Below are 26,091 nucleotides of genomic sequence, written 5' to 3'. Positions count from 1 at the left end.
AATGAAAATTGGTCTATACTTCGGAACATTTAACCCTATTCACATTGGTCATTTAACTATTGCAAATCATTTAGCTGAGCATAGTGATCTAGACCAGGTCTGGTTCGTAGTGACACCTCAAAGTCCTTTTAAAACAAAAAGTAGTTTACTGGATAATCATCAAAGATTAGAGATGGTTTACAGAGCGACCAAAGATTATACAAAATTAAGACCTAGCGATATTGAGTTTGGGCTAAAGCAGCCCAACTACACAATAGACACGCTCACTTATCTCGGTGAAAAATTTCCTGAGCATGAGTTCTCATTGATTATGGGAGAGGACAATCTAAAACATTTTCATAAGTGGAAAAACTATGAACTTATTTTAGAAAATTACAACATTTATGTTTACCCTAGATTATCAGATGGTAAGGTGAACACAAAATTTAACAATCATCCGAAAATTTTTAACATTTCTGCGCCAATAATGGAGCTGTCTTCGACGTTTATACGACAAGAAATAAAAGCGGGAAGAAATGTTCGCTCCATGTTATCCGATAATGTGTGGCATTATATAGACGAAATGAATTTTTATAAATAATTTAATAGTTAACCCTCTCAATTTTTATTATTCTTTAAAAGAATAATTATTTTTAATTAAAATAAATTTGAAAAAGAAATGACGTTTACCATAGTATTTTTGACAGCTATTATTGCTCTGATTGTTTCAAAAATCAGAACCATTGTACTGAGAAATAATTTAGATGATGTAAATGAAAAACGCCTTTTAATTACAGGAGGTTTACTGATACTTTTTTTTGTTACTAGCGCAACCTTACCCTATCCAGAATCATTATATTGGTTTATTGGATTAGGAGTAGTTTTTACAGGTGTTCTATTATCTTTTAATGTACTAAAGAAAGAGTTTAAAAGATTTTTGAAATTAAGAACTAAAGACAAGGTTGTAAATGTTCTTTTTTATAGCCTCTTTATTGTGGTCACTAACATTTACCTCTAAAAATGATAGAATGCATTTTCTAAATGTTCTATTTTAAACCCCTTCTTTTCTTTTACTATTGCAATAATATCAAAACGGACTTCTACATCTAAGTCGTTTTCGGTGACGTATTCATGTACCGCTTTCACCAAGTTTTTAATTTGCTTAGGTTTTACAAAGTCTTGCGGATTTCCAAAATCTATCGTAGAACGTGTTTTCACCTCAATTATGGCTAGGGTATCACCTTTTTGAGCAATAATATCTACTTCAGCTTTGTCAAACCTGTAGTTGCGCTCAACAATTTCATAGTTGTTATTAGCTAGATAATTTACGGCTAGTTGCTCTCCTTTTTTGCCAAGTTCGTAATGCTGTGCCAAGTATTTATATTTGAATGATTGTGAAATTTTTCAATAAGGCTAAGAAATTTATTCAAAAGTTAAAGTGCTTTCCTTTTTATCTACCTTTAACTCAACTGCTCTTCCTAAAACCAAGGCTCTATTGTCTTTCTCATGTCCAGCAGGCATATTGAAGGCAATTGGAAAATCATATTCCTTTAAGGCATCTAAGACAAGTTGTTCTACTGAAGTTCCCCATAGCGTGGTGTTTTTTCTTAGCTTAGACATATCACCTACCACTAATCCCTTTAGGTTATCAAAATAGCCAGCACGTTTCATGCTCTGTAACATGCGGTCTATATGATATTTGTATTCACCAATTTCTTCAATAAATAAAATTTTCCCTGATGTATCAATACTTTCCTTAGAACCCAACATGGTATGTAATATGGTAAGGTTTCCGCCGACTAGCTGACCTGAGGCTTCACCGTTCCTATTGTATTCTGAACCCTCTAATATGTAATTGGTAGGATTGCCAAACAAAGCAGATTTAAATGTTTCTATTGAGTTCTTTACATCCTCTAAATCCTTAGTCAGACTAACGCACATAAGCGCATGGAGCGACTCATATCCCTCATTATGTAATTGATTGTGCAATGCTGTAATATCACTGTACCCAATCACCCATTTAGGGTTTTTCTTAAACTTGGAATAATTTAATTTATCTAAAATACGCACGGTTCCATAACCACCTCTTGCACACCAAATAGCACTGATTTTAGGGTCGTCCATGGCGCGTTGTAAATCTTCACAACGTTCATCGTCAGTGCCGGCAAAATGATCTGCTTTGCTAAAGACATGTTTTCCTACTACACTATGTAAACCCCAACTTTTTAATAAATCAACGGCTTGTTGTACTTCGCGCTCTCGGTTTTTTAAAATTCCTGATGGAGCAACAATAGCTACGGTGTCACCTGCTTTTAAGTATGGAGGTCTAATCAATTCGGTTATCATGTCAGAAGATTTATCATTATCATTTTGAGCAAAGGCATAATTGCCCATTTCTAATATAATGGCCATACAGAGGAGTAAAATAGTGCGTCTCAAAATCATAAAAACTGCTTTTTGTAAATGTACATTTTTTTTCTAATTCGACTTTATAATGTGTACTTTTGTAGCTTGAAAAAAACCATCCTTTATGTCTAAAAGATATACCATAACTGCTGCATTACCATACACCAACGGCCCAATACATATTGGTCATTTAGCAGGTGTTTATGTACCAGCAGATATATATGCTAGATATTTAAGGCTAACAGGTAATGATGTGGCTTTTATTTGCGGAAGCGATGAGCATGGAGTTCCGATTACTATAAAAGCCAAAAAAGAAGGTGTTTCGCCTCAGGATATCGTAGATAAATATCATGAGATTATTAAATCCTCATTTGAGGAATTTGGAATTACGTTCGATAATTATTCACGTACTTCAGCTAAAATCCATCACGAAACAGCGTCTGAGTTCTTTAAAACTCTATATGATAAAAACGAGTTTGTAGAAGAGGTATCAGAGCAGCTTTACGATGCCGAAGCCAATCAGTTTTTAGCAGATCGTTTTGTGACAGGTACTTGCCCTAAATGCGGTAATGAAGAAGCTTATGGTGATCAGTGCGAAAACTGTGGTACTAGCCTTAACGCTACGGATTTAATAAATCCAAAATCAGCCATAACAGGAAATAAACCCACCTTAAAAGAAACCAAACATTGGTTTTTACCATTAAACAAGTACGAAGACTTTTTAAAAGAATGGATTTTAAAAGGTCATAAGAAAGATTGGAAACCAAATGTTTACGGCCAGGTTAAATCTTGGGTTGATGATGGTTTGCGCCCAAGAGCGGTAACGAGAGATTTAGATTGGGGAATCCCTGTGCCTGTTGAAGGTGGTGAAGGCAAAGTCCTTTACGTTTGGTTTGATGCACCTATCGGTTACATATCCGCAACCAAAGAATGGGCGGAACGCGAAGGAAAAAACTGGGAAGATTACTGGAAGAATGAGGACACAACTTTAGTACACTTTATTGGCAAGGATAACATTGTTTTTCACTGTATTATTTTTCCATCAATGCTCAAAGCTGAAGGATCTTACATATTACCAGAAAATGTGCCTGCCAACGAATTTTTGAATCTCGAAGGCAATAAGCTTTCAACTTCAAAAAACTGGGCGGTTTGGTTACCAGATTATTTAGAGGATTTTCCGAATCAACAAGACGTATTGCGATATGCTCTAACGGCAAATGCACCAGAAACTAAGGATAACGATTTTACGTGGAGAGATTTTCAGGCCAGAAACAATAATGAGCTGGTTGCTATTTTCGGTAATTTCATTAATCGTGTAGTGGTTTTAACTAACAAGTATTACGACGGTGTTATTCCTACACCTTCTGAATATTCTGAAATTGACGAAGAAACTTTAGCAGCTGTAAAGGCCTATCCAGCAGTAATTGCTAGTTCAATAGAGCGCTACCGTTTTAGAGAAGGGAGTCAAGAGCTAATGAACTTGGCACGGCTTGGTAACAAATACTTAGCAGATGAAGAGCCATGGAAAACTATAAAAACTGATGAAGCACGTACAAAAACAGTAATGTTTGTGGCTCTACAGATTGCCTCTGCCTTAGCAGTTTTATGCGAGCCGTTTTTACCGTTTACCTCAACAAAATTAAAGTCAATTCTTTGTCATTTTAAACTTGACGAAGAGCCTACTTGGGACAACGTTCCAACAAAAGATATTTTACTCCCTGCTGAACATACCATAAAAACAGGAAAACCAGAGTTACTTTTTTCAAAAATTGAAGATTCTGAAATACAGAAACAACTCGATAAGTTAGAGGCTAATAGAAAAGCAAACGAAGCGGCCAACAAAACGGTAGAACCTCAAAAAGATGAAATTACGTTTGATGATTTTTCTAAACTAGATTTACGTGTTGGTACTATTTTAGAAGCTGAGAAAATGCCCAAAACAAAAAAACTTTTAGTTTTAAAAGTAGATACTGGCATAGATACACGTACCATAGTTTCTGGTATTGCAGAAAGTTTTTCACCAGAAGAGGTGATTGGTAAACGTGTTACTGTTTTGGTGAATTTGGCTCCAAGAGCACTTCGAGGTGTTGAGAGTCAAGGTATGATTTTAATGACGGAAGATGAAAACGGTAGTCTGGTTTTTGTTAATCCTAGTATTGAAGGGGTTTCAAATGGGTTGAAGATTAGCTAGTCTTTTAATATCTGATTACACTGGTTTGAATTTTTACAGAGAATAACGTAAAACTTTACTATTCTTTACTAAACTCGCGTTAAAATTGTTTCTTGTTGACGTGGTTTTTGATAAATTTATATTAAAAATCAACTGTTATGAAAGCAATTAACTCACTTCCTCTCTTTAAAACTATTTTTTTACTTCTCTTGTTCTTTGGACTGTCAATTAGTGCACAAGAAGATTCAGAAGTTTTGGAGGCTTATGAAGACTATACTGAAGCAGCTCGTGAAGTCGTTTATATGCACCTTAACAAATCCACTTACATTAAAGGTGAGTCCATAGGTTTTACAGCATATGTGATGGATAAAAAAGATAAAAAGCCATCACTACTTACCACTAATCTGTATGTGAGTATTGAGGATGAAAATAAAAATGTAATCAAACAAAAGCTTATACGCGTAGATGATGGAGTAGCTTCTAATTCCTTTGAGGTTGATTCACTTTTTTCTTCTGGTTATTATAATGTAAAAGCATATACCAATTGGATGCTGAATTTTAACGAGCAAAATCACTATGTGGAATCTGTAAGAATCATTAATCCAGAAACTGAGGAATATATAGAGGAAGAACGCATAGAAAATACAGTTGATGCTCAGTTTTTACCAGAAAGTGGACATTTACTTAGTGGTGTTATTAATAATGTAGGAGTTGTCATAAAGGACAATCTTGGTTTTGGAATTCCCAATGCTAAAGGTGAAGTCATAGATAGTGACAATCAAATATTATCAACATTCGAAACCAATCAGTTTGGTATTGGTAAATTTCAATTGTTACCAAGTACAAATGAAACCTATAAGGTTAATATTACAAGTGCCAACAAAGATTTTACGGTCAACCTTGATCAGAATGTTGAACCAAGAGGTATTATTATGTCCTTAAAAAGCCTAAAATCTAAAGTGTTTGTCTCATTAATTACCAATGATGAAACTTTAGAAAACATAAAAGGCAACCGATATACCCTAATGGCTCATAATGGTGATAACTATGACATCATGGACATCTATTTTACTGATGAAACCGTTGTTACCAAAGCCATTGATTACAGTAATACAGCAACAGGTGTAAATATCCTAACACTATTTAATGGAGAAGACAAGCCAATTGCCGAGCGTTTATTCTTTAATCATAAGGGTATAGATGTGTTAAAGACCAATGATCTTTCTGCGTCTAGAAAAAGAGATACAGTTACAGTGAACTTAGGCTTTAAGAATATTAATTCAGAAACTATAAACTCCTTGAGTGTATCTGTATTGCCAGAAGAGACAAAATCTTATAATAGGCACAACAATATTGTGTCTTACACGTATCTACAGCCTTATTTAAGAGGTTATATAGAGCAAGCAAAGTACTATTTTACAGATGTTGATCCCAAAAAGCAATACGAATTAGACAACTTATTACTTACCCAAGGTTGGAGTAGTTATGACTGGAACACCATTTTTCAGAACGCTCCAAACCAAACACATACTTTTGAGCAAGGCATAAGATTAAAGGCAAATCTCGCTAGCGACATAAGTGATAATGACGACAACTCATTTTTAATGCATGCCGTTGCTGATGAGGAACCAAGAATTTTTTCGCTTTCTGAAGGTGAAAATAGTTTTTTAATAGACAACCTTTTCCCTGTTGGCTCTGATAAGATTTATGTCTCCAAGATGACAAAGGTTAACGGTTTATTACCAGCTTCATTATATTTTCAGAGTTTTCCAAGTGCAATCCCGAGATTAACTACGGATTCTAGAACATTAAATCCTAAACACGATTATAAAATAGAGGCCAATATAAAGCCCAATGTATTTAAAGAATTTAATTTTGATGAAGTCCAAGCACTTAATGAGGTTGTAGTGCAAAGTGAATTGGATAGAAAGCGTACAAAAATGCGCGAATTTGGAAAGCATAAATTTGGTAAGATTTCCGTTATAGAAGAAGAAGATAGGCTATTGTTTAACACGCTTGGCCAATTTCTAGTTTCAAAAGGTTTTAATGTTATTGATAATCAAGGTGAATTTGCGGTAGAAGACCGAATGTATTTTGCAGATAGAACTCCTAATGGCTCACGTGTGGGTCCTGAGTTTTTCTTAGACGGAATGTATATTGCCGATACACAAATATTTTATCAATATTCACTGACCAACGTCGGTTATATTGAAATTAACAGGCAAGGGATTGGTGAGGGAGCCAGAGGTGCAAGAGGTGTAATTAAAATTTACTCTAGCACAAAAGGCTCTAAAAGTACCAACAACCAAGATACCGTACAAGATTTTAAGTTACCACTATCGTTTAGCGCAGAGAAAAAATTCTATGTCCCTAAATACCAATCATACTTTAGTGATTTTTATAAAGGTTATGGTGTTATTGGTTGGGAACCAAAAGTAAAAATTGATGAAAAGGGCATAGCTAGTTTTAAAATAGTTAAACCAAGAGGGAACATAAAGTTATTTATAGAAGGAATAGCAAACGATGGTTCATTTATTTTTGAAGAAAAAACCATTTCACTGAACTAGTAAATAAAGACCTCATATAAAACGTGAATAGAGTTTGGCATAAAGTTTGAGATTATTCTTACAAAGCTATTTATTAATCTCTAAAACCATCACGTTATGAAAAACTCTACTCATTTTCGGTTTTTAAAACTATGTATACTTTTTTTTACCTTAAACCTCTACTTCGCTAGTGCGCAAAATAGAACTGACGATATTCTCGATTTATACCAAAACTACACCTACGATGCCAGGGAAGTCGTATATGTCCATTTAAACAAATCTACGTTTATTAAAGGTGAAAATATTGGGTTTACAGCCTATGTCCTCGATAAGAAAGACAAAAAACCCTCTCAAGTTACTACAAACCTTTACGTAAGCATTGAAGATGAAAACAACAACGTCCTAAAACAAAAACTATTAAAGGTAGAAAATGGTGTTGCCACCAATATTATCGAAATTGATTCTGCCTTTACTTCTGGCCATTATCATTTTAAAGCTTATACTAATTGGATGCGCAACTTTAACGAGCAAAACTATTATGTAGAATCCATTAACGTGATTGATCCAAAAGTTAGTGAATATATAGAAACGGAAGTAACTCAAAATACTATAGATGCTCAGTTTTTACCAGAAGGCGGCCACTTACTAAGCGGAGTGGTTAACATTGTTGGTGTTATTTTAAAAGATAGCAAAGGTTACGGAATTCCACACTTAGATGGTAAGGTCTATGATCAAGACAATAATTTTATCACAGAATTTAAAGTTAATAAATTAGGGATTGGTAAATTTCCTTTATTGGCTGAAATTGGCAAATCCTATAAAGTAAATATCAAATACTTAAACAAAGACCATACAATGGATTTTAGCCATGCGGTTGAACCTCTCGGTGTAACGCTTTCTATGGTACAACATAGAAACAAAGCTATTGTAACACTTAAGACCAATAATGAAAGTCAAGATTTGGTGCAAGGGAAGACTTTTCAATTGACTATTCATAATGGTGATAACATTGATGTCGTACCAATAATTTTTAATGACGAACTCAAGGTCACTAAAGCTTTTGATCTCAAAAACTTGGCCTCGGGTGTAAATATACTAACGCTTTTCAACGACGATAACAAGCCCGTTGTAGAACGATTGTTTTTTAACTATAACGGTATTGATATTCAAGAATCAAATAATCTTACGGCAAAGAAATCTAACGATTCAGTTGTAATGAAACTTAATTTCAAACATCTAGACTCTGGTGCCCATAACAACATCAGTGTGTCGGTTCTGCCTCAAGAGACTGTATCTTACAATAGGCACCATAACATTATATCCTATACCTACCTGCAACCTTACGTAAGAGGTCAGGTAGAACAAGCTAAATATTATTTTAGTGATATTACGGAAGAGAAAAAAGCAGAGTTAGATAATCTTCTTATTACGCAAGGCTGGAGCAGCTATGACTGGAATACGATATTTAGCGAATTACCAGAGTTGCGATACACCTTTGAACAAGGGATAACCTTAAAGGGTAACATTAACGCAGAAAGGAAAGAAGATAAAAACATCTATATGATGCACGCTGTATCAAATCAAAATCCGGTGTTTGCAGAAGTAGAAGAAAATGGTAAGAATTTCACTATAGAAAATGTATTTGTTGCTGAGACTGATAGTATATTTATATCTAAAGTGAAAAACAATGCAGATTTGGTACCAGCACAATTATATCTACAGGCTTATCCTAACAAAATTCCAAATTTAGAGGTTTCTACAACTATACTTAGACCAAAAACTAATTATAGGACAACTGTGGAGTTAAACCCAAGTAGTATTTATTTTAAAACGGCCAATAACGTTCAAAAATTAGATGAGGTCGTCGTTAAAACGGAATTAGATAAAATTAGAACAAGAACTCGTGAACTTAGCCATCATAGGTATGGAAAAGTTAAAGTATTGTCTCAGTTAGATAGGCTAAGTTTCTATACTTTAGCAGAATATTTAATTGCTCAAAACCTTACAGTGGTAGAGTCGCCACAAGATGGCCTAATAGTCGGTGGTAGAGGCACAAGTTCTGGAGGTCCAAATGCTCCTTCACAAAATGGAAATAATGGTGCAATGGGATTAAACCCAGGTATGGCAATTCTACTAGATGGCAATTTAATGCTAGATACGAGAATGTTCTATAGATATTCTTTAAGTAATATAGATTATATAGAGATAGACCGATCTGGTTTAGGTATGGGTGCAACGGGCTCTCGTGGCGTAATAAAGTTATACACATTAACTACCAGTGCTTATAAATCTGTTGATAAAAGTACAGCGCAAAAATATAAACTGCCCTTAACCTTTAGTGCTAAGAAAAAATTCTATGTGCCTAGATATCAATATTACAATGACGATTTCTTTAAAGGTTACGGTACTGTAGATTGGAAACCTGATCTCACAACAGATGCCAATGGAAATGTTACGTTGAAAATAGCTCAACCAGAAGTTCCTATTACCTTGTTTATAGAAGGCATTGCTAACGACGGTACGTTTATTTTTGAAGAAAAAACCATTTCTCTTAATTAATACCTTACAACCTCTGCTTCAACCTGCTAAATGTTTAAAATTTAGCAGGTTTTTTAATTATTCTTCAAGTAAATTTAGGTTTTACTTAAATATTATTAAAGTTTGGCATTAAAATTGAGAGGTTTCTTACAAGCTATAAATTATTAATTTTTAAAACCATCAATTATGAAAAACTCTACTCGATTTCGTATTTCAAAACTATTTATTCTATTAATTTTTCTCAGCAGTTTATCTTTAAATGCCCAAGACAAGGCTAAAGAAATTGTAACCCAGTACCAAGATTACACCTCGGATGCAAGAGAAGTTGTATATGTGCATCTTAATAAGTCTGCTTATATTAAGGGAGAAGCTATTGGATTCACTGCTTATGTCCTCGACAAAAAAGACAAAAAACCATCTAAGGTTACTACAAATCTTTATGTAAGTATTGAAGATGAAAATAACAACGTCTTAAAGCAAAAACTTCTCAAAGTAGAAAATGGTGTAGCGGCTAACATCATTAAAATTGATTCAAGCTTTAGCTCAGGCTATTACACTTTTAAGGCTTACACAAACTGGATGAAAAACTTTAACGAGCAAAACTATTTTGTAGAATCTGTTAAAGTTATAGACCCAAAAACAGAAAAAACCATTATAACTGAGTCGGTTAAAAATTCTATTGATGCTCAGTTCTTACCAGAAGGTGGACATTTGCTAAATGGTGTTGTTAACAATGTAGGTGTTGTTTTAAAAGACTATAAAGGTTATGGTGTACAATCAGTAAAAGGTGAGGTTGTTGACCAAGACAACAACCTGATTACTGAATTTGCCGTGAATGAATTGGGTATCGGAAAGTTTCCGCTTTTAGCCGAAATAGGTAAATCCTATAAAGTAAATATCAAATACTTAAACAAAGATTATAGTTTTGATTTTAACGAACAAGTTGAACCTCTTGGTGTGACGCTCTCTCTTGTTAAGCATAGAAATAAAGCTATTGTGGCACTTATGACCAACAAGGAAAGTTTAGATTTGGTTAAAGGAAAGCCATATCAAATGACAATTCATAATGGAGATAATATCGATGTTACTGAAATTGTATTTAATGAAGATCTAACTATTATGAAGGCTTTTGAGCTAGATAATATTGCGGCTGGCGTAAATGTTCTTACACTATTCAATGAAAATAATGAGCCAATTATAGAACGCTTATTTTTTAACTACAATGGTATAGATATTATTGCTTCTAACGAGCTCTCGGCTGTTAAGGCTAATGATTCTATAACAATGAAACTCAACTTTAAGCAAGTTAACCCTTTGCTTATAAATAATATGAGCGTTTCTGTTTTGCCACAAGAAACATCATCTTATTACAGACATCACAATATTTTATCTTATACCTATCTTCAACCCTATGTAAATGGTGTAGTTGAAAATGCTAAGTATTATTTTTCAGATATCACTGAAGAAAAGAAAGTAGCGCTAGATAATTTATTGATCACGCAAGGTTGGAGCAGCTACGATTGGAATACAATTTTTGCGCCTAATCCTGGTCTTACTCATACGTTTGAGCAAGGTATAACTTTAAGAGCCAATATTAATGCTCAGTCAAGAGACAAAGAGGAAACCTATTTGGTACATGCTGTATCTAATCAAGATCCACAATTTTATGAGGTTGATAATGATATAAGTAAAGCTTTTACAGTAGAAAATGTTTTCTTAAACGAAGATGATAAGCTTTATTTATCTAAGGTCAATAAAAATAACGAATTAGAACCTGCGAAGCTCTATCTGCAATCGTTTCCTAGCAAAATTCCATCATTTCAAACTAATGCTGGGATTATAAAACCTAAGTGGGACTATGAAACCTATGCTGGATTAACAAACACAAATATTTCATTTTTAAACTTAAATGAAACACAACAATTAGATGAAGTTCTTGTAAAAACTAAAGCAGGAAGAAAAGAATTAAGAACCCGAGAATTAAGTCAAGGACGCAGTGGCAGAGTACATGTTGTAGATGAGGATGACGTAATTCAGTTTCAAACATTTGCCGACTTCCTTGTATTCAGGGCAGGTTTAACAAAAAGAACTGTAAATGGAACCACTACCATAACAACGTTTTCTGGCGGTGTACCTGTAATATTCTTGGACGATATGCGTGTGCTAGACAGATCTATAATTGATAATCTACCATTGCTCTATGTGGATTTTGTCGAAGTTGATAGACGTGATATTAGTAGAACATCGAATAGTTCTGGCGGAATTGTTAAAATTTATACAGATTTTAAAAATAGACCTAGTAACAATGTAAAGACTACACAAGATTATGAATTGCCACTGGCATTCAGTACAAAGAAGAAATTCTATGTGCCTAATTATAAATATTACAACGATGATTTCTTTAAAGGTTATGGTACTATAGATTGGAAGCCTGAGCTTACAACAGATGCCAATGGAAATGTTACATTAAAAATAGCTCAGCCAGAAGTTCCTATTACATTATTTATAGAGGGAATTGCAAACGACGGTTCGTTTATTTTTGAAGAAAAGTCTATATCATTAAATTAGATGAAAAATTATCTAATTGTGTATGCTAAAAATAGCGTTCCACCCCATTTATAAACATCCTCTCCCAAAAGGACACCGTTTTCCGATGGAGAAATATGAATTATTGCCACAACAATTGCTACACGAAGGCACTTGTAGTGGCAATAATTTTTTTGAACCTACAAAACCTAATGACAAATATATTTTAGAAGTACATGAACCCGAATATTATTATGATTTGGTAAACATTACTTTAGATCAACGCGCTGCAAGAAAAATAGGTTTTCCACTAAGTGAGGTTTTGGTAGAGCGCGAAGTTATCATTGCAGACGGCACAATTAAAGCAAGCGAATATGCATTAAAACACGGAATTGCAATGAATATTGCAGGAGGCACACACCATGCTTACACTAATCGTGGAGAAGCGTTTTGTTTACTAAATGACCAAGCGATTGGAGCACGCTATCTACAAAAGATGGGATTGGCTAAAAAAATTCTCATTGTAGATTTAGACGTTCATCAAGGTAATGGCACTGCACAGATCTTTCAAAATGATGAGTCCGTATTTACTTTTTCTATGCATGGAAAAAGTAACTATCCTTTTAAAAAGGAAGTAAGTGATTTGGATATTGCTTTAGAAAATGACGCTAATGATAAGACATATCTCAAACTATTAAAAGAAACTTTACCAAAGCTCATAGACCAGCAACAACCCGATTTTATTTACTACCTCAGTGGAGTAGATGTCATTTCATCAGACAAATTAGGTAAGCTTAGTATGTCCGTAGAAGGTTGTAAAGAACGTGATCGTTTTGTTCTACAAACGTGCAAGAACAACAAAATACCAGTGATGTGTAGTATGGGAGGTGGTTATTCATCGGATATTAAAGTTATTGTTGATGCACATGCCAATACCTACCGATTGGCTCAAGAAATCTTCTTTTAAAAAAACAATAATGTTTTTAAAGGATTAAATTCTTCTATAGAAATAAGCACAATCAGAGGAATTTATTATATCTTTTACTCAATTCTAACGTATTGATCACTGGATATATAGAATAATAGAATCCTAAAATAAAAATTGATTATGAAAAAAAATTACTTACTAAAGGTGTTGTTGATGGCAATCATATCTACAACACTTTCTACAACAACATTATTCGCTCAAGAAAATGTTAGAATTTTGAAAGCTGACCCTAATACAAACTCCATAACACTAAAGAATTTTGGAGATGTAACAGCAACAATTTCAGGATATTGGTTTTGTGTACGCCCTCAATACGCACAGCTAAGCAGTATGACTACTGTTACAACATTAGCTCCGGGAGCAGAATTAGATGTTGCAAGCTCAATAAATTTCCCTGTTTCAAGTGGAGAGTTTGCGTTGTATAGTAGTTCTGGATTTGGTTCTAGTGCAAATATGTTAGATTTTTTACAATGGGGAACCGGAGCTTCACCAAGCAGAGAATCTGTTGCTGTTGCTGCTGGTCTATGGGTCGCTGATACTTTTATTACTGTATCACCGCCTTTTCAGTATAATGGTGATGGCACACAAAACGGTGTTGCGAACTGGAGTACTCTCGGGATTGACGATTTTGAAGAAAGTAGTAGTTTAAGGTTATTTCCTAATCCTTCATCTACTATCTTAAATGTAGAATTTAAATCAGTAGTTGCAGAAGGAACTTTACAAGTATATGATATATTGGGGAAACAAGTCTATGCTCAGTCGATTTCATCTAATATTGAAGCGCAAATTGATGTCTCTGGATGGGAAACAGGCTTATATCTTATTAAAATATCTTCTGAAAATGGTCAGAATATAAAACGATTTATAAAACAGTAGAATCTTATTCTAAAATCAAAAGCGCAAGTGAATCACTTGCGCTTTTTAAAAAATCAACGTCTGTTACGCTTTCTGTTTTCTCTTCTCTTCTTCCAAGGTGCATTTTTCTGCCAATCTCCTGCCATAATGCAACCATAAGGCATTACTTCGTCAATGACATTACCTAAACCAAATTCGTCCATTTGTGCCCTTACTGCATTCGCATTTTTATAAGCACTAGGTAACTCGGTAATATCAATTTCCGTAGAAAAGAATCGTACATCCAATCCACGTGTTTCCTCTTTAAAGATTTGCATAACACTCCCTGTTTTACTTTTTCTATGCTGTGTTCTACTCACATTTCTACCAGCACCATGTGGTGCAAAACCTAAATTGGTTTTTGTGGTAGATCCCTCAACAATTAAAACAGGCTCAGACATATTCAAAGGAATCAATCGAGGTCCTGTAATATCAGGCATAAACTTAGCATCCAAAGGAGTTGCACCTTTAGCATGGTAAAACAAATCACCATCTTTAAACACAAAGTTATGCTCATTCCAGTATCGGTTTTCAATATCAATTCCTAAGGTTTCAGCAACTGAATTGTGCAATACTTCATGGTTGGTTTTTGTCCAATCTCTGATAGTCTGCAATGCATCCCAATAATTTTCACCTTCTTCAGTATCAAAAGGAATCCAAGCATTTTGCTTTTTAGTTTCAGGTGATAAATCACGTCTAAAACGTTCGGCAATTTTCATTCCTTTATTGTACAATTTTGCACCAGGACCTCTAGAACCATGATGTGTTACCATCATAGTGTTTCCTGTATTTTTAGAGGTTCCAATAAATAAAAAATGGTTACCATCACCCTGAGTTCCTAAATGAGAACGTGCAATTTTGATCATTTCTTTGTCATTCAACAACACGTTATCTTCAAAAGCCTCTAACAATTCCTTTGGGAATCTAAATTGAGAATTTCTATCTCTTCCACCAGGACCAAAATGTGTATTGGCATGTGCTGCATCTAAAATGGCTTTAGGGTCTGTTTTACCGAAATCGGTTAACATTACAGAGCAACAGATGTCAGCACTATGCATTCCTGGATGAATGGCGTTTTTAGCCACAGCAACACCTCCTACTGGAATTGTTCCGTCAGGACCAGCAGGACAAGCATCTGGCATAATAGCGCCATCAACCAATGTTGGTGTTTTCATCAAGGTTTGCATTGAGTTAATGACTTTAGAGACATTGTCCTCTTCCATTTCATTTTCTGCCTTGATATTTATTGAAAATTCAATCGGAGTTTTATGTAATGCTATTGGATCTGGCAATTTAAACTGCTCTAAATACTCAGTCATTGCTTCTCCTTGTAATTCATTTTCATTGATATGTGCAATGGCTTCTTTCATCCATTTGCCTTGTCTGTATCCTAAGGCAATTAAATCGTGCCCTGTTATTTTTGTTTTCATGTTTTCTAATTTTATTAAGCTCTGCCAGCTTCTACATCTGGCAGAGCGCTACATTGAAGCCTGATTCCAAAAAGACTTCTACTAAATTACTTTTTTTAATTACAATAAATTATTCAGCCTATTCTGAAACCAGCTATTTTTAGTTTCTGCTTCAGGTTCTTTTTTAGCCTGATTTTCTATGATTCTATTTTCGTTTGCCTGTACTTTTCTCTTCTTTTTTACTCGAGATAAAACAGTATCAACAAAACTGATAAAATCATCGTTCAATGCTAATTGCTTTGCTTCTTTAAGAACCTTTTCAGCATCTTCATACTTAGCGATACTTTCGTATAGTTGTCCTTGTGCCAAAGCAATACCAGCCTTACCAACTCCTTTTATAGTTTTAGCGAAGTCAATTAACTTTTGGGCTTCATTAAAATCCTCGTTATTAATCAACAGCCTTATATAATCTGGGTATATATCTGGTGTTTCAATATTGCTAGCCAAAGCTTTTTCAAAATAGCGTTTTGCGGTTTCGTTATCACCCAATTGCTCATAGTGTACTTTAGCCATTAAATGCAAAGCTTTTACATTTTCCGGGTCGTAAGACAAAGCATAATTTAAGGCTTCAACCGCTTTCTCTAATTCCCAAGGGTAGGCTTCAATAGCTCTAAACAAGTGGATGTTATGCAAATTATTTTCCATGATACTTTTATTCAATAGTTTGTTACTGTTTTAAATGCAGCGCGTTATGTACTGCTCTTAAAACTGTTCAGATAGATGTATTCTTAAATTTTTTGAAATAAAAAATCCGAAACAGTTTATTTGCTTCGGATTCTTCTCTGGGAAATAAATTATCTACCAGTCTGCCGACAGGCAGGCAGAAAATACCGAAGCCTTGTAAATGACTCGAGGTCATAACTTAAATTTTGAAATGCTACTATTTGTTTTAGCATGGCTTCTTTGTTTTACTGAAATGAATTCAGCATTAATATTATTATTTATGTTATTGCGAATTGTTTAATTCTGCGATGCTTCGACTACGCTCAGCACTGGTGCAAATATAAAATGGAATTTTTGAAACTTCCAAATAAAAATTCAATTTAATTAATTGATTATCAATTAGTTAATTTGTTTTTGGACAGAGGAATTCCTGTCCGCTTTATGCAGATGGTTGAAGGTTTTTGGCAAGCGTCTGTCTCCCAATTGCTTAGTCTTCAATACGTGTTATTTTATTTTTTAAAGTCTAGTTTCAAATTTTTGTAATTTTTTTCATAAAAAAAGCGCCCAATTTCTTGGACGCTTGTTATCTATGTATAGTTTTTGTGCTTAAATCATGTGTAATTAATGATTAATAATAGATACATAACGTCCTTGCCGTTGAAATAATTCGATACTATTTCCTCGATAATCCCACTGACACATCAGTGATTTTGGTGCTCTATGTACTATTGTTTTTCTCATTAGTATTGCAAATATGGCATAAACCGTACCTTAATTCCAAATTTCAGGGTCATAAAGTTTTTAAATCCGCTATTACAACTACTTATCAATTAAAGCTTTTAATAGTGTTTTTAACTGCTTATCTTTGTGTAAAACCGAGAAGTTATGTTATCAAAATCAATAGAAGCTGCATTAAACAAACAGATAAGAATAGAAGCCGAATCATCCCAAGTGTATTTAGCCATGGCTGTATGGGCTGAGGTAAAAGGTCTGGAAGGTATTTCTAACTTTATGTATGATCAGTCTGATGAAGAGCGTGAGCACATGTTAAAATTGGTGAAGTTTATAAACGAGCGCGGAGGACATGCGCAAATATCCGAGCTTAATGCGCCAAATGTTACGTTTACGTCTTTTAAGGAAATGTTTGAAAAATTATTAGAGCACGAAGTTTTTGTGTCTGAAAGTATCAATGAATTGGTTCATATCTCTTTACAAGAAAAAGACTATGCCACACACAACTTTTTACAATGGTACGTCGCTGAGCAAATAGAGGAAGAAGCTATGGCGAGAACCATATTAGACAAAGTCAACATGATTGGTAATGATAAAGGTGGACTTTACTTATTTGATCGCGATATTCAACAACTAACAATAAGTTCTGCAGCTGACACTCCTGGAGGAGTTTAAATGTTAAACCTTATTTAGAATAAATAAAAATAGTTATTTTTGTGGCCGAATTTTAAAGATTCCCTCTTTCGAGGGAACTAAAGATGGGCAAAAAAAGAAAAACAAAAAGCTTAAAAAAAAACGCATAAAAGTTCTTGAAACTTCTGGTTTTGAAGCCTTGGGCAAAGTTAAATCCAAGTGCTGTAAAAAGTATAAGAAAGCAGAAAGTAAACGCTGTAAAAAATGTCCTTGCTATGATTTGCTAAAAAAAGTGGCTTAATTATTATTCCAGCATAACCTTTCTTTCTTTTCAGTCACTAACTCTTGGTCGTCTAATATAGTGGCGGTTTTATCCAATATTCATAGCTATACCTTATTTTTATCTAAAATTGTATTATTTTTAAGCTGAAAAAAATAAGTCTATGAACAAAATTACATTTAAAATGAAAAATTTTATAAAGCCACTTACTATTGTTGGTGCATTGTGCTTTACAATAGGTGCTTTTGCACAAGATGAAACCGAATTTGTACCTAAAGTAAAAAATGTTACTACACCTGCATGTGTACTTTATGCCAAAGATTATGAAGGACCTAGCTCTACACACACATCACCAGAAGTTTTAAATAGAATGGCAAGTGGTACAGCATGTACAAACTTTATTGTTAATTATACGGGTTTTACTGGCCCTGAAGGAGCGCAAGCTATGGCAGCCTTTCAATTTGCTGTAGATATTTGGGCTAATTCTATAGAATCCTCTCAACCCATTAGAATAAATGCAAGTTTTGAGCCTCTTGGCCCAGGAGTCTTAGGCCAAGCTGGTCCAACTACAGTTTTAACATCTAATCATCCAGACGCTACCCCAAATGTCTTTTATCCTGTTGCATTATGGGAAAAAATTGAAGATCAAGACTCAAGTGGTTTTGGATCTATAGACATAAATGCTACTTTTAGTAGTTCTTTTAACTGGTATTACGGTACAGATGCTATGCCTCCAGGAAGTCAATTTGATTTTGTCACGGTAGTATTGCATGAGTTAGGTCATGGTTTAGGCTTTATAAGCTTTGCCACGACAGATGGGTCTACTGGAAGATTGAGAGAGCCAAACAACATGATTCCGACTGTTTACGATCTTAATGTTGAAAACGGCATGGGTCAATCCCTTTTAGATTCTGGTCTTTTTACTGACCCTTCTAATGATATGCATTTACAGTTAACAGGTAGTAACCTCTTTAACAACTCGCCAACATCTGTAGGTCAAAACGGAGGTGTAATACCAAGGATGTTTGCACCTAGCCCATGGGATCAAGGTTCTAGTTATAGCCATTGGGATGAGTCAACGTTTCCTAATGGAAATGTAAATTCATTGATGACTCCTCAAATAGGCTCTGGTGTTGCAAACCATAATCCAGGACCAATTTCTTTAGGACTTTTTGAAGACATGGGCTGGTCTATATGTGGTGGTTCTCTTACTGTAGATGAATTTACTGTAGATACTGTTGAAATAAGTCCAAATCCATTTACATCATCTATTGCCATAAAATTATCTAATGGTGCAAATGATGACTACACTGTAAATCTGTTTGATATCAACGGACGTGTTGTAATGAGCGAAACGCTAACTGCAACAAACGGTAACCTCACGCTTTCTAATTTAGATAAGTTAGGTGATGCACTATACTTTGTTAAAATTACCAATGACTTTAGTGGTAGTAGTATTACTAAAAAAGTAATTAAGAACTAATTTTATTATTTATATAAATAGAAAAGAGCTGCCAAATGGCAGCTCTTTTTATATCTCGACTTTTTTACTTGGGTTTTATTTCCCCAACATTAAAAGTTCGCTACAAACCACTTCCGTCATATAACGTTTCATACCGTCTTTGTCTTCCCAAGAGCGTGTGGTCAGTTTACCCTCAATGGCAACCTCCTTACCTTTGGTTACAAATTTCTCTACAATCTGTGCCGTTTTACCCCAAGCTACGATATTGTGCCATTGCGTGTCGGTTACCTTTTCGCCTTGCGCATTTTTATAGCTCTCGTTAGTCGCTATAGAAAATTTTGCCAAGGTTTTTCCTGACTCTAAATTGATGATTTCTGGATTCTTACCTAAGTTACCAATCAACTGTACTTTGTTTCTTAATGTGTTCATGTGTTCTAAATTTTTAATGTTAAACAGTTAATACTATCGAGACTTGCCTACTCATTCATGGATAGGTTCTTATGTTTCGACACTGCAAAGATTATACGGTTGGCAAATTTTAGTCGGTAGTTACGTGTTTAAATTCGTTTGTAAATGTTTGTAGTCGTTTGTAAATGACTAAAACGCTATAGCTGTTGGTTTTGTGGATATTTTGTTTAATTTTATAAAAAAGATTTACATACCTGTTGCGAGCAAGCTAAAACTATATCAAGAATATAAAATGGCCATTTATAATAAAAATACTTTAAAGAAACCCAGAGCTGTTTTCAGTGATGAATTAAAAAACCGTATTGAACTTGGAAATAAATTATTGACTCGCAAAATAAATACTACTGACGAATTAGATGAGCTATATTTAGATTTTTATGCCTGGGAAGATATAAACAAAGAACTTATAAAGTACGCATTTGAACAACCCGACAATGAACATTTTAAAAAATATGAAGGATTGCATACCTATTCGGGTTTTGCAGATGCGTTTAATCGAAATATCAACACAAATGACTTTCAATATAAACTAAATGCACAAACGAAAAAGATAAAAGGTAGTATTCGATTTCTGAATCATTTAAGCCAAAAACTTGCTATTCTGCCATCTAGCAATTCAATAGCGCCCTATTCAACATTAACTAAAGAATACACCAATAAAGGTTTTATAGTTCACGGACATAATAATACTTTAAAACTTGAAGTTGCCAGGTTTATAGATAAACAGCTAAAAAAAGATACGGTAATTCTACACGAACAAGCGAGTAAAGGAAAGACGGTAATCGAAAAATTTGAAAGCTACTCAACTGTTGATTTTGCAATAGCATTATGGACAAATGATGATCTTGGAAAAGCGAAAGACAACAAAAATTTAAAACCTAGAGCGCGACAAAATGTAATTTTTGAAACAGGGTTTTTCATTGGTAAAATTGGAAGAGAAAAAGTAATTATTCTCCACGAAAAAGACATTGAAATTCCTTCCGATTATTCGGGAGTAGTATATATTTCAATCGAAGGAAACTGGAAAGAACAACTGAGAACTGAAATCGATGAGATATACAAAATATAAAAACAGCTGGCCACAATGGCTAAAAGTAATCGTTCTCGTTTATTTCTGAAAATCCTAGCGGATTTTCAGTTTGGTGTGTATTTGCAAAGTTAAGTGCTAACCACGAAACTACTCATAGCCGAGACCGCGAGGCTTAATTTAACCAAATGCGAAAAGAAAATATTTTACTGATATTATGGATAATCTTCGGGTTTATCTTTATTGTTGCCATTGAGTCAATATTATATTTCCTGATTAATTTACTTTATTTTGGTTTGGCAGAATTAGGAGTTTCATATAATATAATGACCTACGTTTTCCCCATAATAACTCTGGTTTTATATTCATTAACTGCATTTTTTCTTTTAGAAAGAGTTAAGATAAAATCAATAAAATTTGGAGTTGAACCTTCTAAATTTCCAAAAAAATTATTGATTATTCTGGGAATTACTATTCTTGTTTTAACACCATTGACAGAGAAATTATCTGGTATTTATTCTGAATCTGCGATGGATGATACTCAATTCAGAATAGGCGAATATTTTTTGTTTTACGGTTGGTTTAATCTCGGATTTGCAATTTCTCAAACGTTAGTTTTAATTATAATAGTTGTGTATTTATTCAAAAAATTGAAAGAAATAAAAGATAACTAAGGGCAACAATGAACTAAGCTAAAAAATCTTCTTGTTTTTTCTATCTTTCGTTCTTAACCAGAAAACTGATACCAAGCATTTTAGCGAATTAGACAAGGGAAAAGGTAATACACCAAATGACAGTACTATTTATGAAATTGCATCTTTAATCGCGATATGAAACAGCTACTCAGCTACATCTTGCCGGTAACAAAAACTATAGAATCCGATTATAGTGGTACTCTAGAAATCACCTGGCACAATGGTAAAAAGCACCTCAACTCCCAAAATGCCAACTATAGTTATGGCTCGCTTCAACGCATTTTAAAATTTGGAATTGAAAAAATAAACTTACAAAAAGTCAACTCTATTTTAGTGTTAGGCATGGGAGGCGGAAGCGTTATTGATACGCTTCGTAAAGATTTTGAATTCAATAAACATATTACAGCTGTTGAAATTGACCCTGTAATTATAGGTATTGCCAATAGTGAATTTGGTATTTCAGAAAATAACAATCTCAAAATCTACTGTGCTGATGCGTTTGAATTTGTTAAGCAGAGTAAAGCTCAGTTCGATTTAATCATTGTAGATCTTTTTATAGATTTATCTGTTCCCAATCAATTTTTATCTGAAGAATTTTGGGAACATACGCTCAATTTAAAATCTTCAAAAGGTGATATCATCTTTAATGCCTCTGTAAAAGATGCTAAAAACGAAAGTGTAAATCAGCTCATCAATTACCTTAAAGCAAAAGTGTATAAAGTCGATGTTTTTGAAAACGTTAACGATACCAATACACTCGTGATTTTAAAATCTCTGTAAACGTTTGTAAACGAATATTTTGTATTTTGTCGCTACGTATGAAGTATTCGACTGAAAAGGCATTAGAAATTTTAGAACAAACGCCAAAAACCTTAAAATCCTATTTGGGCAATCTCTCTAACGATTGGCTTTTTGCCAACGAAGGAGGTGACACCTGGAACCCATATGATGTGGTTGGACACTTAATTCATGGCGAAAAAACGGATTGGATACCACGTCTTAAAATCATTCTCAGTAATTCTGAAAACAAAACCTTTGAATCCTTCGATCGGTTTGCACAATTTGAAAATTCCAAAGGAAAAACCATCACCCAACTACTAAATGAATTTGAGAATTTAAGACAAGATAATCTCAAGGTTTTAAAGCAACTCAATTTATCGAGCGAACAATTACAACAAAAAGGTATGCATCCAGAACTAGGTGAAGTTTCTATTAGTGAATTATTAGCCTGCTGGGTAACTCATGATTTAGGTCATATTGCCCAAATAAGTAGAGTTATGGCAAAGCAATATAAAAACGAAGTAGGGCCTTGGGTGGCGTACATCCCAATTTTAAACACATAATTATGCATAGAAAATGTCCAGAATGTGGCGATAGAATTATAGGCAGAGTTGATAAAAAATTCTGCAGTGATGGTTGCCGTAACGCTTATAACAACCGCATTAACAAAGATTCCAAAAATCTTATTAGAAACACTAATAATCGCCTACGAAAAAATTATAGGATTTTGGAAGCCCTTAATCCGAACAAAAAAACTAAATGTTCTAGAGCAAAACTCGTTGAGCGTGGTTTTGATTTTAATTATTTCACAAGTATTTATACAACAAAAGCAGGTACGATCTACTATTTTGTTTACGACCAAGGCTACTTGCCTTTAGAAGGAGACTATTATGCTTTGGTAAAACGAGACGATTAACCCTTGGTTTTACTGTTCCAGTTTTCTCCTTTCAGTTGAAGTGCTGCTTTTAAAATATCTTTTTGACTTATCTGACCTACCAATTTACCGTTCTCAACTATAGGGAAACGTCTTCGTTTAGAATTTAGAAACTTATTTGCAGCATCAAAAACATCCATGTTGCCATCAATGGTTTCAACATTGGCAACCATACGTTTTTCTACATTATCCTGCTGAAGAGGCATATTATAATATCGGCTTTCGCTCAGATGTTTTAAACAATCCCCTTCAGAAATAATACCTACTAACTCATTTTTGTCATTAACTACTGGTCCACCAGAGATCTTATATTTTATTAAACACTCTACCACTTGCTGTACGGACTGGTCTGGTTTAAATGTTATGAGATTTGTGGTCATATAATCTTTTACTTTTAGCGCAACAGGCTGACTAGTGCTTTGCTGTTGTTGCTTACGAGCACCTTGAAAACTTTTTATTCCCATAACGTTTGAATTTTAGAGTTAATTTTAAATTTAGTGAAAATTACTTGTTTGACAAAATGATAAGTTCTTGGTCTAAATTTTAGGTACTTTTATCCTTTATAAACTCATCGACGTTTGAAAAATCAAATAAGTATCATTGGTTGTGGCTGGCTTGGCTTTCCTTTGGCTAAAGCATTAATTAGTGAAGGCCATAAAATAAAGGGTTCAACAACATCTCAAAACAAGATTGAAGAACTAAAAAAAGCTTCAATCGATAGTTATTTAATTCAGTTAGGTGAAAATGGAATTTCTGGGAATCCTTCAGAATTTTTAGCGGAAAGCGAAACTGTAATCATTAATATTCCACCTGGCTTAAGAAAAAATCCGTCCAAAAACCATGTTGCCGAAATAACGCATTTAGTGGTAGCTATTGAGGCAGCACAAATAAAAAACGTGCTTTATGTGAGCTCAACTTCGGTTTTTAAAGATGAAGAGGATTTTCCTATAATAGATAGTGATACCTTGCCCAATGCAACTTCAAATAGTTCTAAGCAACTTATAGAAATTGAGCAAACGCTTCAAAACAATTCAAACTTCAATACTACTATATTACGATTTGGTGGTTTGTTTGATGAAGAAAGGCATCCTGCAGAATATCTTTCAGGAAAGAAAAATGTTGCTAATCCCGATGCCCCAATCAATTTGATTCATAAAGACGATTGCATAAAAATCATTGGCAAAATATTAAAAAATAACCATTGGAATATGGTTTTTAATGCAGCTCACCCAGATCATCCTAAGAAAAGCGAATACTATACAGCCTATTGCAAACACCATAGTTTACAGTTACCAGAGTTTAATTCGGAATCCAAAAGCAAAGGAAAAATAATAGATAGTACTAACTTGGTACAGCTTTTGAAATACACTTTTAAACAGGCGCTATAGAAATTAATAGTTTTTTAAGAGCTATTCACATTAAATTTTATAGTTTTAGCCCTCAAAATTTTAAGACAATGAAACAGATTACATTAGCAATTGCGATACTATTTTCAGTTAGTGCTTTTGCCCAGACCAATGCAGAATTAAAGGAACACTACGAAGCGTATTACCAGCAAATGAAAAAACAGGGTGATGTACAAGGTATTATTAATGCTATGACACACCTTAATCTTTTAGAGCCATCAGTTGCTAGACAAGACACCCTTGCATACTTATACCTTTCTGAAGGTAAGTATATGCAGGCCTTAAATACTATAGGTATTGAAAAAAACGCAACGGATTCGGATATGAATGTTGAAGTTAAAGCTTTAGCACTTAAAAATCTAAATCAGCCAAAATTAGCTTTAGAGCATTACGAGATTTTGTTTGAGCGCGATCCTAATGTTTACTTGGCATACGAAATTGCTGACATGAAAATTCAAACTGGTGATTCAGCAGGTGCTAAATCTAAAATTGAATATGGTTTAGCCAATGTAACAGATGATATGAAGCGTGGTTTCTACGAAACCCAACAGCCTTACGAAACTTCTATGAAAGCTGCATTATTGTGTTTAAAGGGACTACAAACATTTACTGAAGACAAAACTGCAAATATAGATGCAGCTATTAAGTTAATGAACGATGCCTTGGCCATAGATCCTAATTTTAATTTGGCAAAAGTGAGTCGCCAAGCTTTAGAAAGCCAAAAAGCACAACAAGCACAACAAGCTGCCGCTGCTAAAAAGAACTAATAATCACAACACGATGTATAAAAAAAGCTGCCAATTGGCAGCTTTTTTTATTTTCAATCTTTTTGGTTTCTTACCAAATTCTAATATTCTGCTTTAATCTGTTCGTAAATATCGCGCGATAATTTTTTGTTGATTTGATAATTAAGATTAGAAAAAGCAACGACGACCTCTTTAACGCTTTCTAATTTTAAGTCACTATCTATATTGTCTAGTGTTAGATTTTCGTTTAACCTTAAAAGTGTTGTTTCAATAATTATCGTTCTGGAAATAATTGGGTTAGTCTGTAAATCTTCTGGAATCTGTGCTTTAAATTCGTCTATAAACTTCTTTAAGAGTTTTTTGTCCCCATTAAAAAAAGATAAGTCCGCTTTTTTAAGATAGCTAATTTGGATTGCCAATTCTTGATATTTTTCCCAATCAGCAACAGCTTCCTCTCCATTGGTACTCAAGGCATAATCAGAATAATCAAAATTCTCAATAGCCTTTGCCGTAATCGCAGTTTTTTGGTTCTCAGTTTCGGTGTCTGTGATTTGAGATTGTGATTCCCCATCTCCGCAACTCATTAATAGAAAGCTAAATATATTTAAGAGCACTAAACCTATTCTCATATACTGTTATAATTTGATTGTAAATATACTTAAACTATTATTTTGGGTTTATAGTATATTCTTAAAATGAAGATTGACAACTTCTTACTTTAAAGCTGTTTTTTTTGAAAATTTTAATTT

Annotated in this window: 24 protein-coding genes; 17 read left to right on the top strand and 7 right to left on the bottom strand. The window is 34.0% G+C overall.

Features of this window, described 5'->3' with window-relative positions; translation table 11 throughout:
* Nucleotide 1 precedes the first annotated feature (1 nt).
* Nucleotides 2–580 carry a nicotinate (nicotinamide) nucleotide adenylyltransferase gene (gene nadD / locus SIB89_RS10240; RefSeq protein WP_273289718.1) on the top strand — a complete coding sequence of 193 codons (579 nt, stop codon included), beginning with the start codon at nt 2–4 and terminating at the stop codon, nt 578–580.
* A 78-nt stretch (nt 581–658) separates the two neighbouring features.
* A complete protein-coding gene (locus tag SIB89_RS10235) occupies nt 659–997 on the top strand; it encodes a hypothetical protein (protein WP_273289720.1) in 339 nt (112 codons plus the stop codon).
* Here the strand turns inward: SIB89_RS10235 and SIB89_RS10230 are convergent.
* Both SIB89_RS10230 and SIB89_RS10225 read right to left on the bottom strand, forming a co-directional pair.
* On the bottom strand, nt 994–1,353 hold the full coding sequence (locus tag SIB89_RS10230; RefSeq protein WP_412559711.1) for a YraN family protein: 360 nt from the start codon (nt 1,351–1,353) through the stop codon (nt 994–996). The genes SIB89_RS10235 and SIB89_RS10230 overlap by 4 nt on opposite strands.
* A 48-nt stretch (nt 1,354–1,401) precedes the next feature.
* Nucleotides 1,402–2,424: a S66 peptidase family protein gene (locus SIB89_RS10225; protein WP_412559710.1), complete on the bottom strand. Its 1,023-nt coding sequence runs from the start codon at nt 2,422–2,424 to the stop codon at nt 1,402–1,404.
* A gap of 85 nt (nt 2,425–2,509) precedes the next feature.
* Here SIB89_RS10225 and metG point away from each other — a divergent pair, with 85 nt between their 5' ends.
* The 6 genes from metG to SIB89_RS10195 all read left to right on the top strand — a co-directional run bounded on the left by metG (nt 2,510) and on the right by SIB89_RS10195 (nt 14,029).
* The gene (metG, locus tag SIB89_RS10220) at nt 2,510–4,576 is read left to right on the top strand and encodes a methionine--tRNA ligase (RefSeq protein WP_412559709.1); all 2,067 of its coding nucleotides are present in this window, start codon (nt 2,510–2,512) and stop codon (nt 4,574–4,576) included.
* Between the two features lie 137 nt (nt 4,577–4,713).
* The gene (locus tag SIB89_RS10215; protein ID WP_412559708.1) at nt 4,714–7,122 is read left to right on the top strand and encodes a hypothetical protein; all 2,409 of its coding nucleotides are present in this window, start codon (nt 4,714–4,716) and stop codon (nt 7,120–7,122) included.
* A gap of 96 nt (nt 7,123–7,218) precedes the next feature.
* Nucleotides 7,219–9,660 (top strand): hypothetical protein, encoded by a 2,442-nt coding sequence (locus tag SIB89_RS10210; RefSeq protein WP_412559707.1) that lies wholly within the window; start codon nt 7,219–7,221, stop codon nt 9,658–9,660.
* A 165-nt stretch (nt 9,661–9,825) separates the two neighbouring features.
* Nucleotides 9,826–12,207: a hypothetical protein gene (locus tag SIB89_RS10205; RefSeq protein WP_412559706.1), complete on the top strand. Its 2,382-nt coding sequence runs from the start codon at nt 9,826–9,828 to the stop codon at nt 12,205–12,207.
* Nucleotides 12,208–12,229: 22 nt separating this feature from the next.
* Nucleotides 12,230–13,132, top strand: coding sequence for a histone deacetylase (locus SIB89_RS10200; RefSeq protein WP_412559705.1), 903 nt, complete (start codon nt 12,230–12,232; stop codon nt 13,130–13,132).
* 141 nt (nt 13,133–13,273) lie between these two features.
* Entirely contained in the window at nt 13,274–14,029 is a 756-nt protein-coding gene (locus SIB89_RS10195) for a T9SS type A sorting domain-containing protein (protein ID WP_412559704.1), read from the top strand.
* Between the two features lie 53 nt (nt 14,030–14,082).
* Here the strand turns inward: SIB89_RS10195 and SIB89_RS10190 are convergent, their stop codons facing one another.
* Together SIB89_RS10190 and SIB89_RS10185 are read right to left on the bottom strand one after the other, a co-directional pair.
* Nucleotides 14,083–15,477, bottom strand: a complete 1,395-nt coding sequence (locus SIB89_RS10190; protein WP_412559703.1) for an RtcB family protein — start codon at nt 15,475–15,477, stop codon at nt 14,083–14,085.
* 99 nt (nt 15,478–15,576) lie between these two features.
* Nucleotides 15,577–16,161 (bottom strand): tetratricopeptide repeat protein, encoded by a 585-nt coding sequence (locus SIB89_RS10185; RefSeq protein WP_412559702.1) that lies wholly within the window; start codon nt 16,159–16,161, stop codon nt 15,577–15,579.
* 903 nt (nt 16,162–17,064) lie between these two features.
* Here SIB89_RS10185 and SIB89_RS10180 point away from each other — a divergent pair.
* Both SIB89_RS10180 and SIB89_RS10175 read left to right on the top strand, forming a co-directional pair.
* Nucleotides 17,065–17,586: a ferritin gene (locus SIB89_RS10180; RefSeq protein WP_412559701.1), complete on the top strand. Its 522-nt coding sequence runs from the start codon at nt 17,065–17,067 to the stop codon at nt 17,584–17,586.
* Nucleotides 17,587–18,008: 422 nt separating this feature from the next.
* Entirely contained in the window at nt 18,009–19,307 is a 1,299-nt protein-coding gene (locus tag SIB89_RS10175) for a T9SS type A sorting domain-containing protein (RefSeq protein WP_412559700.1), read from the top strand.
* Nucleotides 19,308–19,382: 75 nt separating this feature from the next.
* On the opposite strand, the gene SIB89_RS10170 is transcribed toward SIB89_RS10175, so the two are convergent.
* Nucleotides 19,383–19,715: a single-stranded DNA-binding protein gene (locus SIB89_RS10170; protein ID WP_412559699.1), complete on the bottom strand. Its 333-nt coding sequence runs from the start codon at nt 19,713–19,715 to the stop codon at nt 19,383–19,385.
* Nucleotides 19,716–19,908: 193 nt separating this feature from the next.
* Between SIB89_RS10170 and SIB89_RS10165 the strand changes: the two genes are divergently transcribed.
* From SIB89_RS10165 to SIB89_RS10145, 5 genes are all read left to right on the top strand, one after another.
* A complete protein-coding gene (locus SIB89_RS10165; RefSeq protein WP_412559698.1) occupies nt 19,909–20,823 on the top strand; it encodes a TIR domain-containing protein in 915 nt (304 codons plus the stop codon).
* 146 nt (nt 20,824–20,969) lie between these two features.
* Entirely contained in the window at nt 20,970–21,455 is a 486-nt protein-coding gene (locus SIB89_RS10160; RefSeq protein ID WP_412559697.1) for a hypothetical protein, read from the top strand.
* A gap of 156 nt (nt 21,456–21,611) precedes the next feature.
* Nucleotides 21,612–22,256 carry a spermidine synthase gene (locus tag SIB89_RS10155; protein WP_412559696.1) on the top strand — a complete coding sequence of 215 codons (645 nt, stop codon included), beginning with the start codon at nt 21,612–21,614 and terminating at the stop codon, nt 22,254–22,256.
* 38 nt (nt 22,257–22,294) lie between these two features.
* Complete coding sequence (locus tag SIB89_RS10150) at nt 22,295–22,819, top strand: DinB family protein (RefSeq protein ID WP_412559695.1); 525 nt, start codon at nt 22,295–22,297, stop codon at nt 22,817–22,819.
* A 2-nt stretch (nt 22,820–22,821) separates the two neighbouring features.
* Nucleotides 22,822–23,172, top strand: a complete 351-nt coding sequence (locus tag SIB89_RS10145) for a DUF2116 family Zn-ribbon domain-containing protein (RefSeq protein ID WP_155087987.1) — start codon at nt 22,822–22,824, stop codon at nt 23,170–23,172.
* Here SIB89_RS10145 and SIB89_RS10140 read toward each other — a convergent pair.
* Nucleotides 23,169–23,654, bottom strand: a complete 486-nt coding sequence (locus tag SIB89_RS10140) for a CBS domain-containing protein (protein ID WP_412559694.1) — start codon at nt 23,652–23,654, stop codon at nt 23,169–23,171. The two genes, SIB89_RS10145 and SIB89_RS10140, sit on opposite strands and share 4 nt — an antisense overlap.
* Before the next feature lie 114 nt (nt 23,655–23,768).
* Here SIB89_RS10140 and SIB89_RS10135 point away from each other — a divergent pair, with 114 nt between their 5' ends.
* Nucleotides 23,769–24,578 (top strand): NAD(P)H-binding protein, encoded by an 810-nt coding sequence (locus SIB89_RS10135; protein WP_412559693.1) that lies wholly within the window; start codon nt 23,769–23,771, stop codon nt 24,576–24,578.
* 68 nt (nt 24,579–24,646) lie between these two features.
* Nucleotides 24,647–25,363 (top strand): hypothetical protein, encoded by a 717-nt coding sequence (locus tag SIB89_RS10130; protein WP_273289753.1) that lies wholly within the window; start codon nt 24,647–24,649, stop codon nt 25,361–25,363.
* An 80-nt stretch (nt 25,364–25,443) separates the two neighbouring features.
* Here the strand turns inward: SIB89_RS10130 and SIB89_RS10125 are convergent, their stop codons facing one another.
* Nucleotides 25,444–25,971: a hypothetical protein gene (locus SIB89_RS10125; protein WP_412559692.1), complete on the bottom strand. Its 528-nt coding sequence runs from the start codon at nt 25,969–25,971 to the stop codon at nt 25,444–25,446.
* Nucleotides 25,972–26,091: the final 120 nt, after the last annotated feature.

Source organism: Winogradskyella sp. MIT101101, assembly GCF_047126865.1.
GTDB classification, from domain to species: domain Bacteria; phylum Bacteroidota; class Bacteroidia; order Flavobacteriales; family Flavobacteriaceae; genus Winogradskyella; species Winogradskyella ouciana.
The sequence above is the reverse complement of the archived record's forward strand: the minus strand, read 5'-3'. Positions and strand labels throughout refer to the sequence as shown.

Coding starts and splice junctions, on each gene's coding strand:
- nadD (WP_273289718.1), top strand. CDS start 2: ATGAAAATTGGTCTATACTTCGGAACATTTAACCCTATTCACATTGGT.
- SIB89_RS10235 (WP_273289720.1), top strand. CDS start 659: ATGACGTTTACCATAGTATTTTTGACAGCTATTATTGCTCTGATTGTT.
- SIB89_RS10225 (WP_412559710.1), bottom strand. CDS start 2,424: ATGATTTTGAGACGCACTATTTTACTCCTCTGTATGGCCATTATATTA.
- metG (WP_412559709.1), top strand. CDS start 2,510: ATGTCTAAAAGATATACCATAACTGCTGCATTACCATACACCAACGGC.
- SIB89_RS10215 (WP_412559708.1), top strand. CDS start 4,714: ATGAAAGCAATTAACTCACTTCCTCTCTTTAAAACTATTTTTTTACTT.
- SIB89_RS10210 (WP_412559707.1), top strand. CDS start 7,219: ATGAAAAACTCTACTCATTTTCGGTTTTTAAAACTATGTATACTTTTT.
- SIB89_RS10205 (WP_412559706.1), top strand. CDS start 9,826: ATGAAAAACTCTACTCGATTTCGTATTTCAAAACTATTTATTCTATTA.
- SIB89_RS10200 (WP_412559705.1), top strand. CDS start 12,230: ATGCTAAAAATAGCGTTCCACCCCATTTATAAACATCCTCTCCCAAAA.
- SIB89_RS10195 (WP_412559704.1), top strand. CDS start 13,274: ATGAAAAAAAATTACTTACTAAAGGTGTTGTTGATGGCAATCATATCT.
- SIB89_RS10190 (WP_412559703.1), bottom strand. CDS start 15,477: ATGAAAACAAAAATAACAGGGCACGATTTAATTGCCTTAGGATACAGA.
- SIB89_RS10185 (WP_412559702.1), bottom strand. CDS start 16,161: ATGGAAAATAATTTGCATAACATCCACTTGTTTAGAGCTATTGAAGCC.
- SIB89_RS10180 (WP_412559701.1), top strand. CDS start 17,065: ATGTTATCAAAATCAATAGAAGCTGCATTAAACAAACAGATAAGAATA.
- SIB89_RS10175 (WP_412559700.1), top strand. CDS start 18,009: ATGAAAAATTTTATAAAGCCACTTACTATTGTTGGTGCATTGTGCTTT.
- SIB89_RS10170 (WP_412559699.1), bottom strand. CDS start 19,715: ATGAACACATTAAGAAACAAAGTACAGTTGATTGGTAACTTAGGTAAG.
- SIB89_RS10160 (WP_412559697.1), top strand. CDS start 20,970: ATGCGAAAAGAAAATATTTTACTGATATTATGGATAATCTTCGGGTTT.
- SIB89_RS10155 (WP_412559696.1), top strand. CDS start 21,612: ATGAAACAGCTACTCAGCTACATCTTGCCGGTAACAAAAACTATAGAA.
- SIB89_RS10150 (WP_412559695.1), top strand. CDS start 22,295: ATGAAGTATTCGACTGAAAAGGCATTAGAAATTTTAGAACAAACGCCA.
- SIB89_RS10145 (WP_155087987.1), top strand. CDS start 22,822: ATGCATAGAAAATGTCCAGAATGTGGCGATAGAATTATAGGCAGAGTT.
- SIB89_RS10140 (WP_412559694.1), bottom strand. CDS start 23,654: ATGGGAATAAAAAGTTTTCAAGGTGCTCGTAAGCAACAACAGCAAAGC.
- SIB89_RS10130 (WP_273289753.1), top strand. CDS start 24,647: ATGAAACAGATTACATTAGCAATTGCGATACTATTTTCAGTTAGTGCT.
- SIB89_RS10125 (WP_412559692.1), bottom strand. CDS start 25,971: ATGAGAATAGGTTTAGTGCTCTTAAATATATTTAGCTTTCTATTAATG.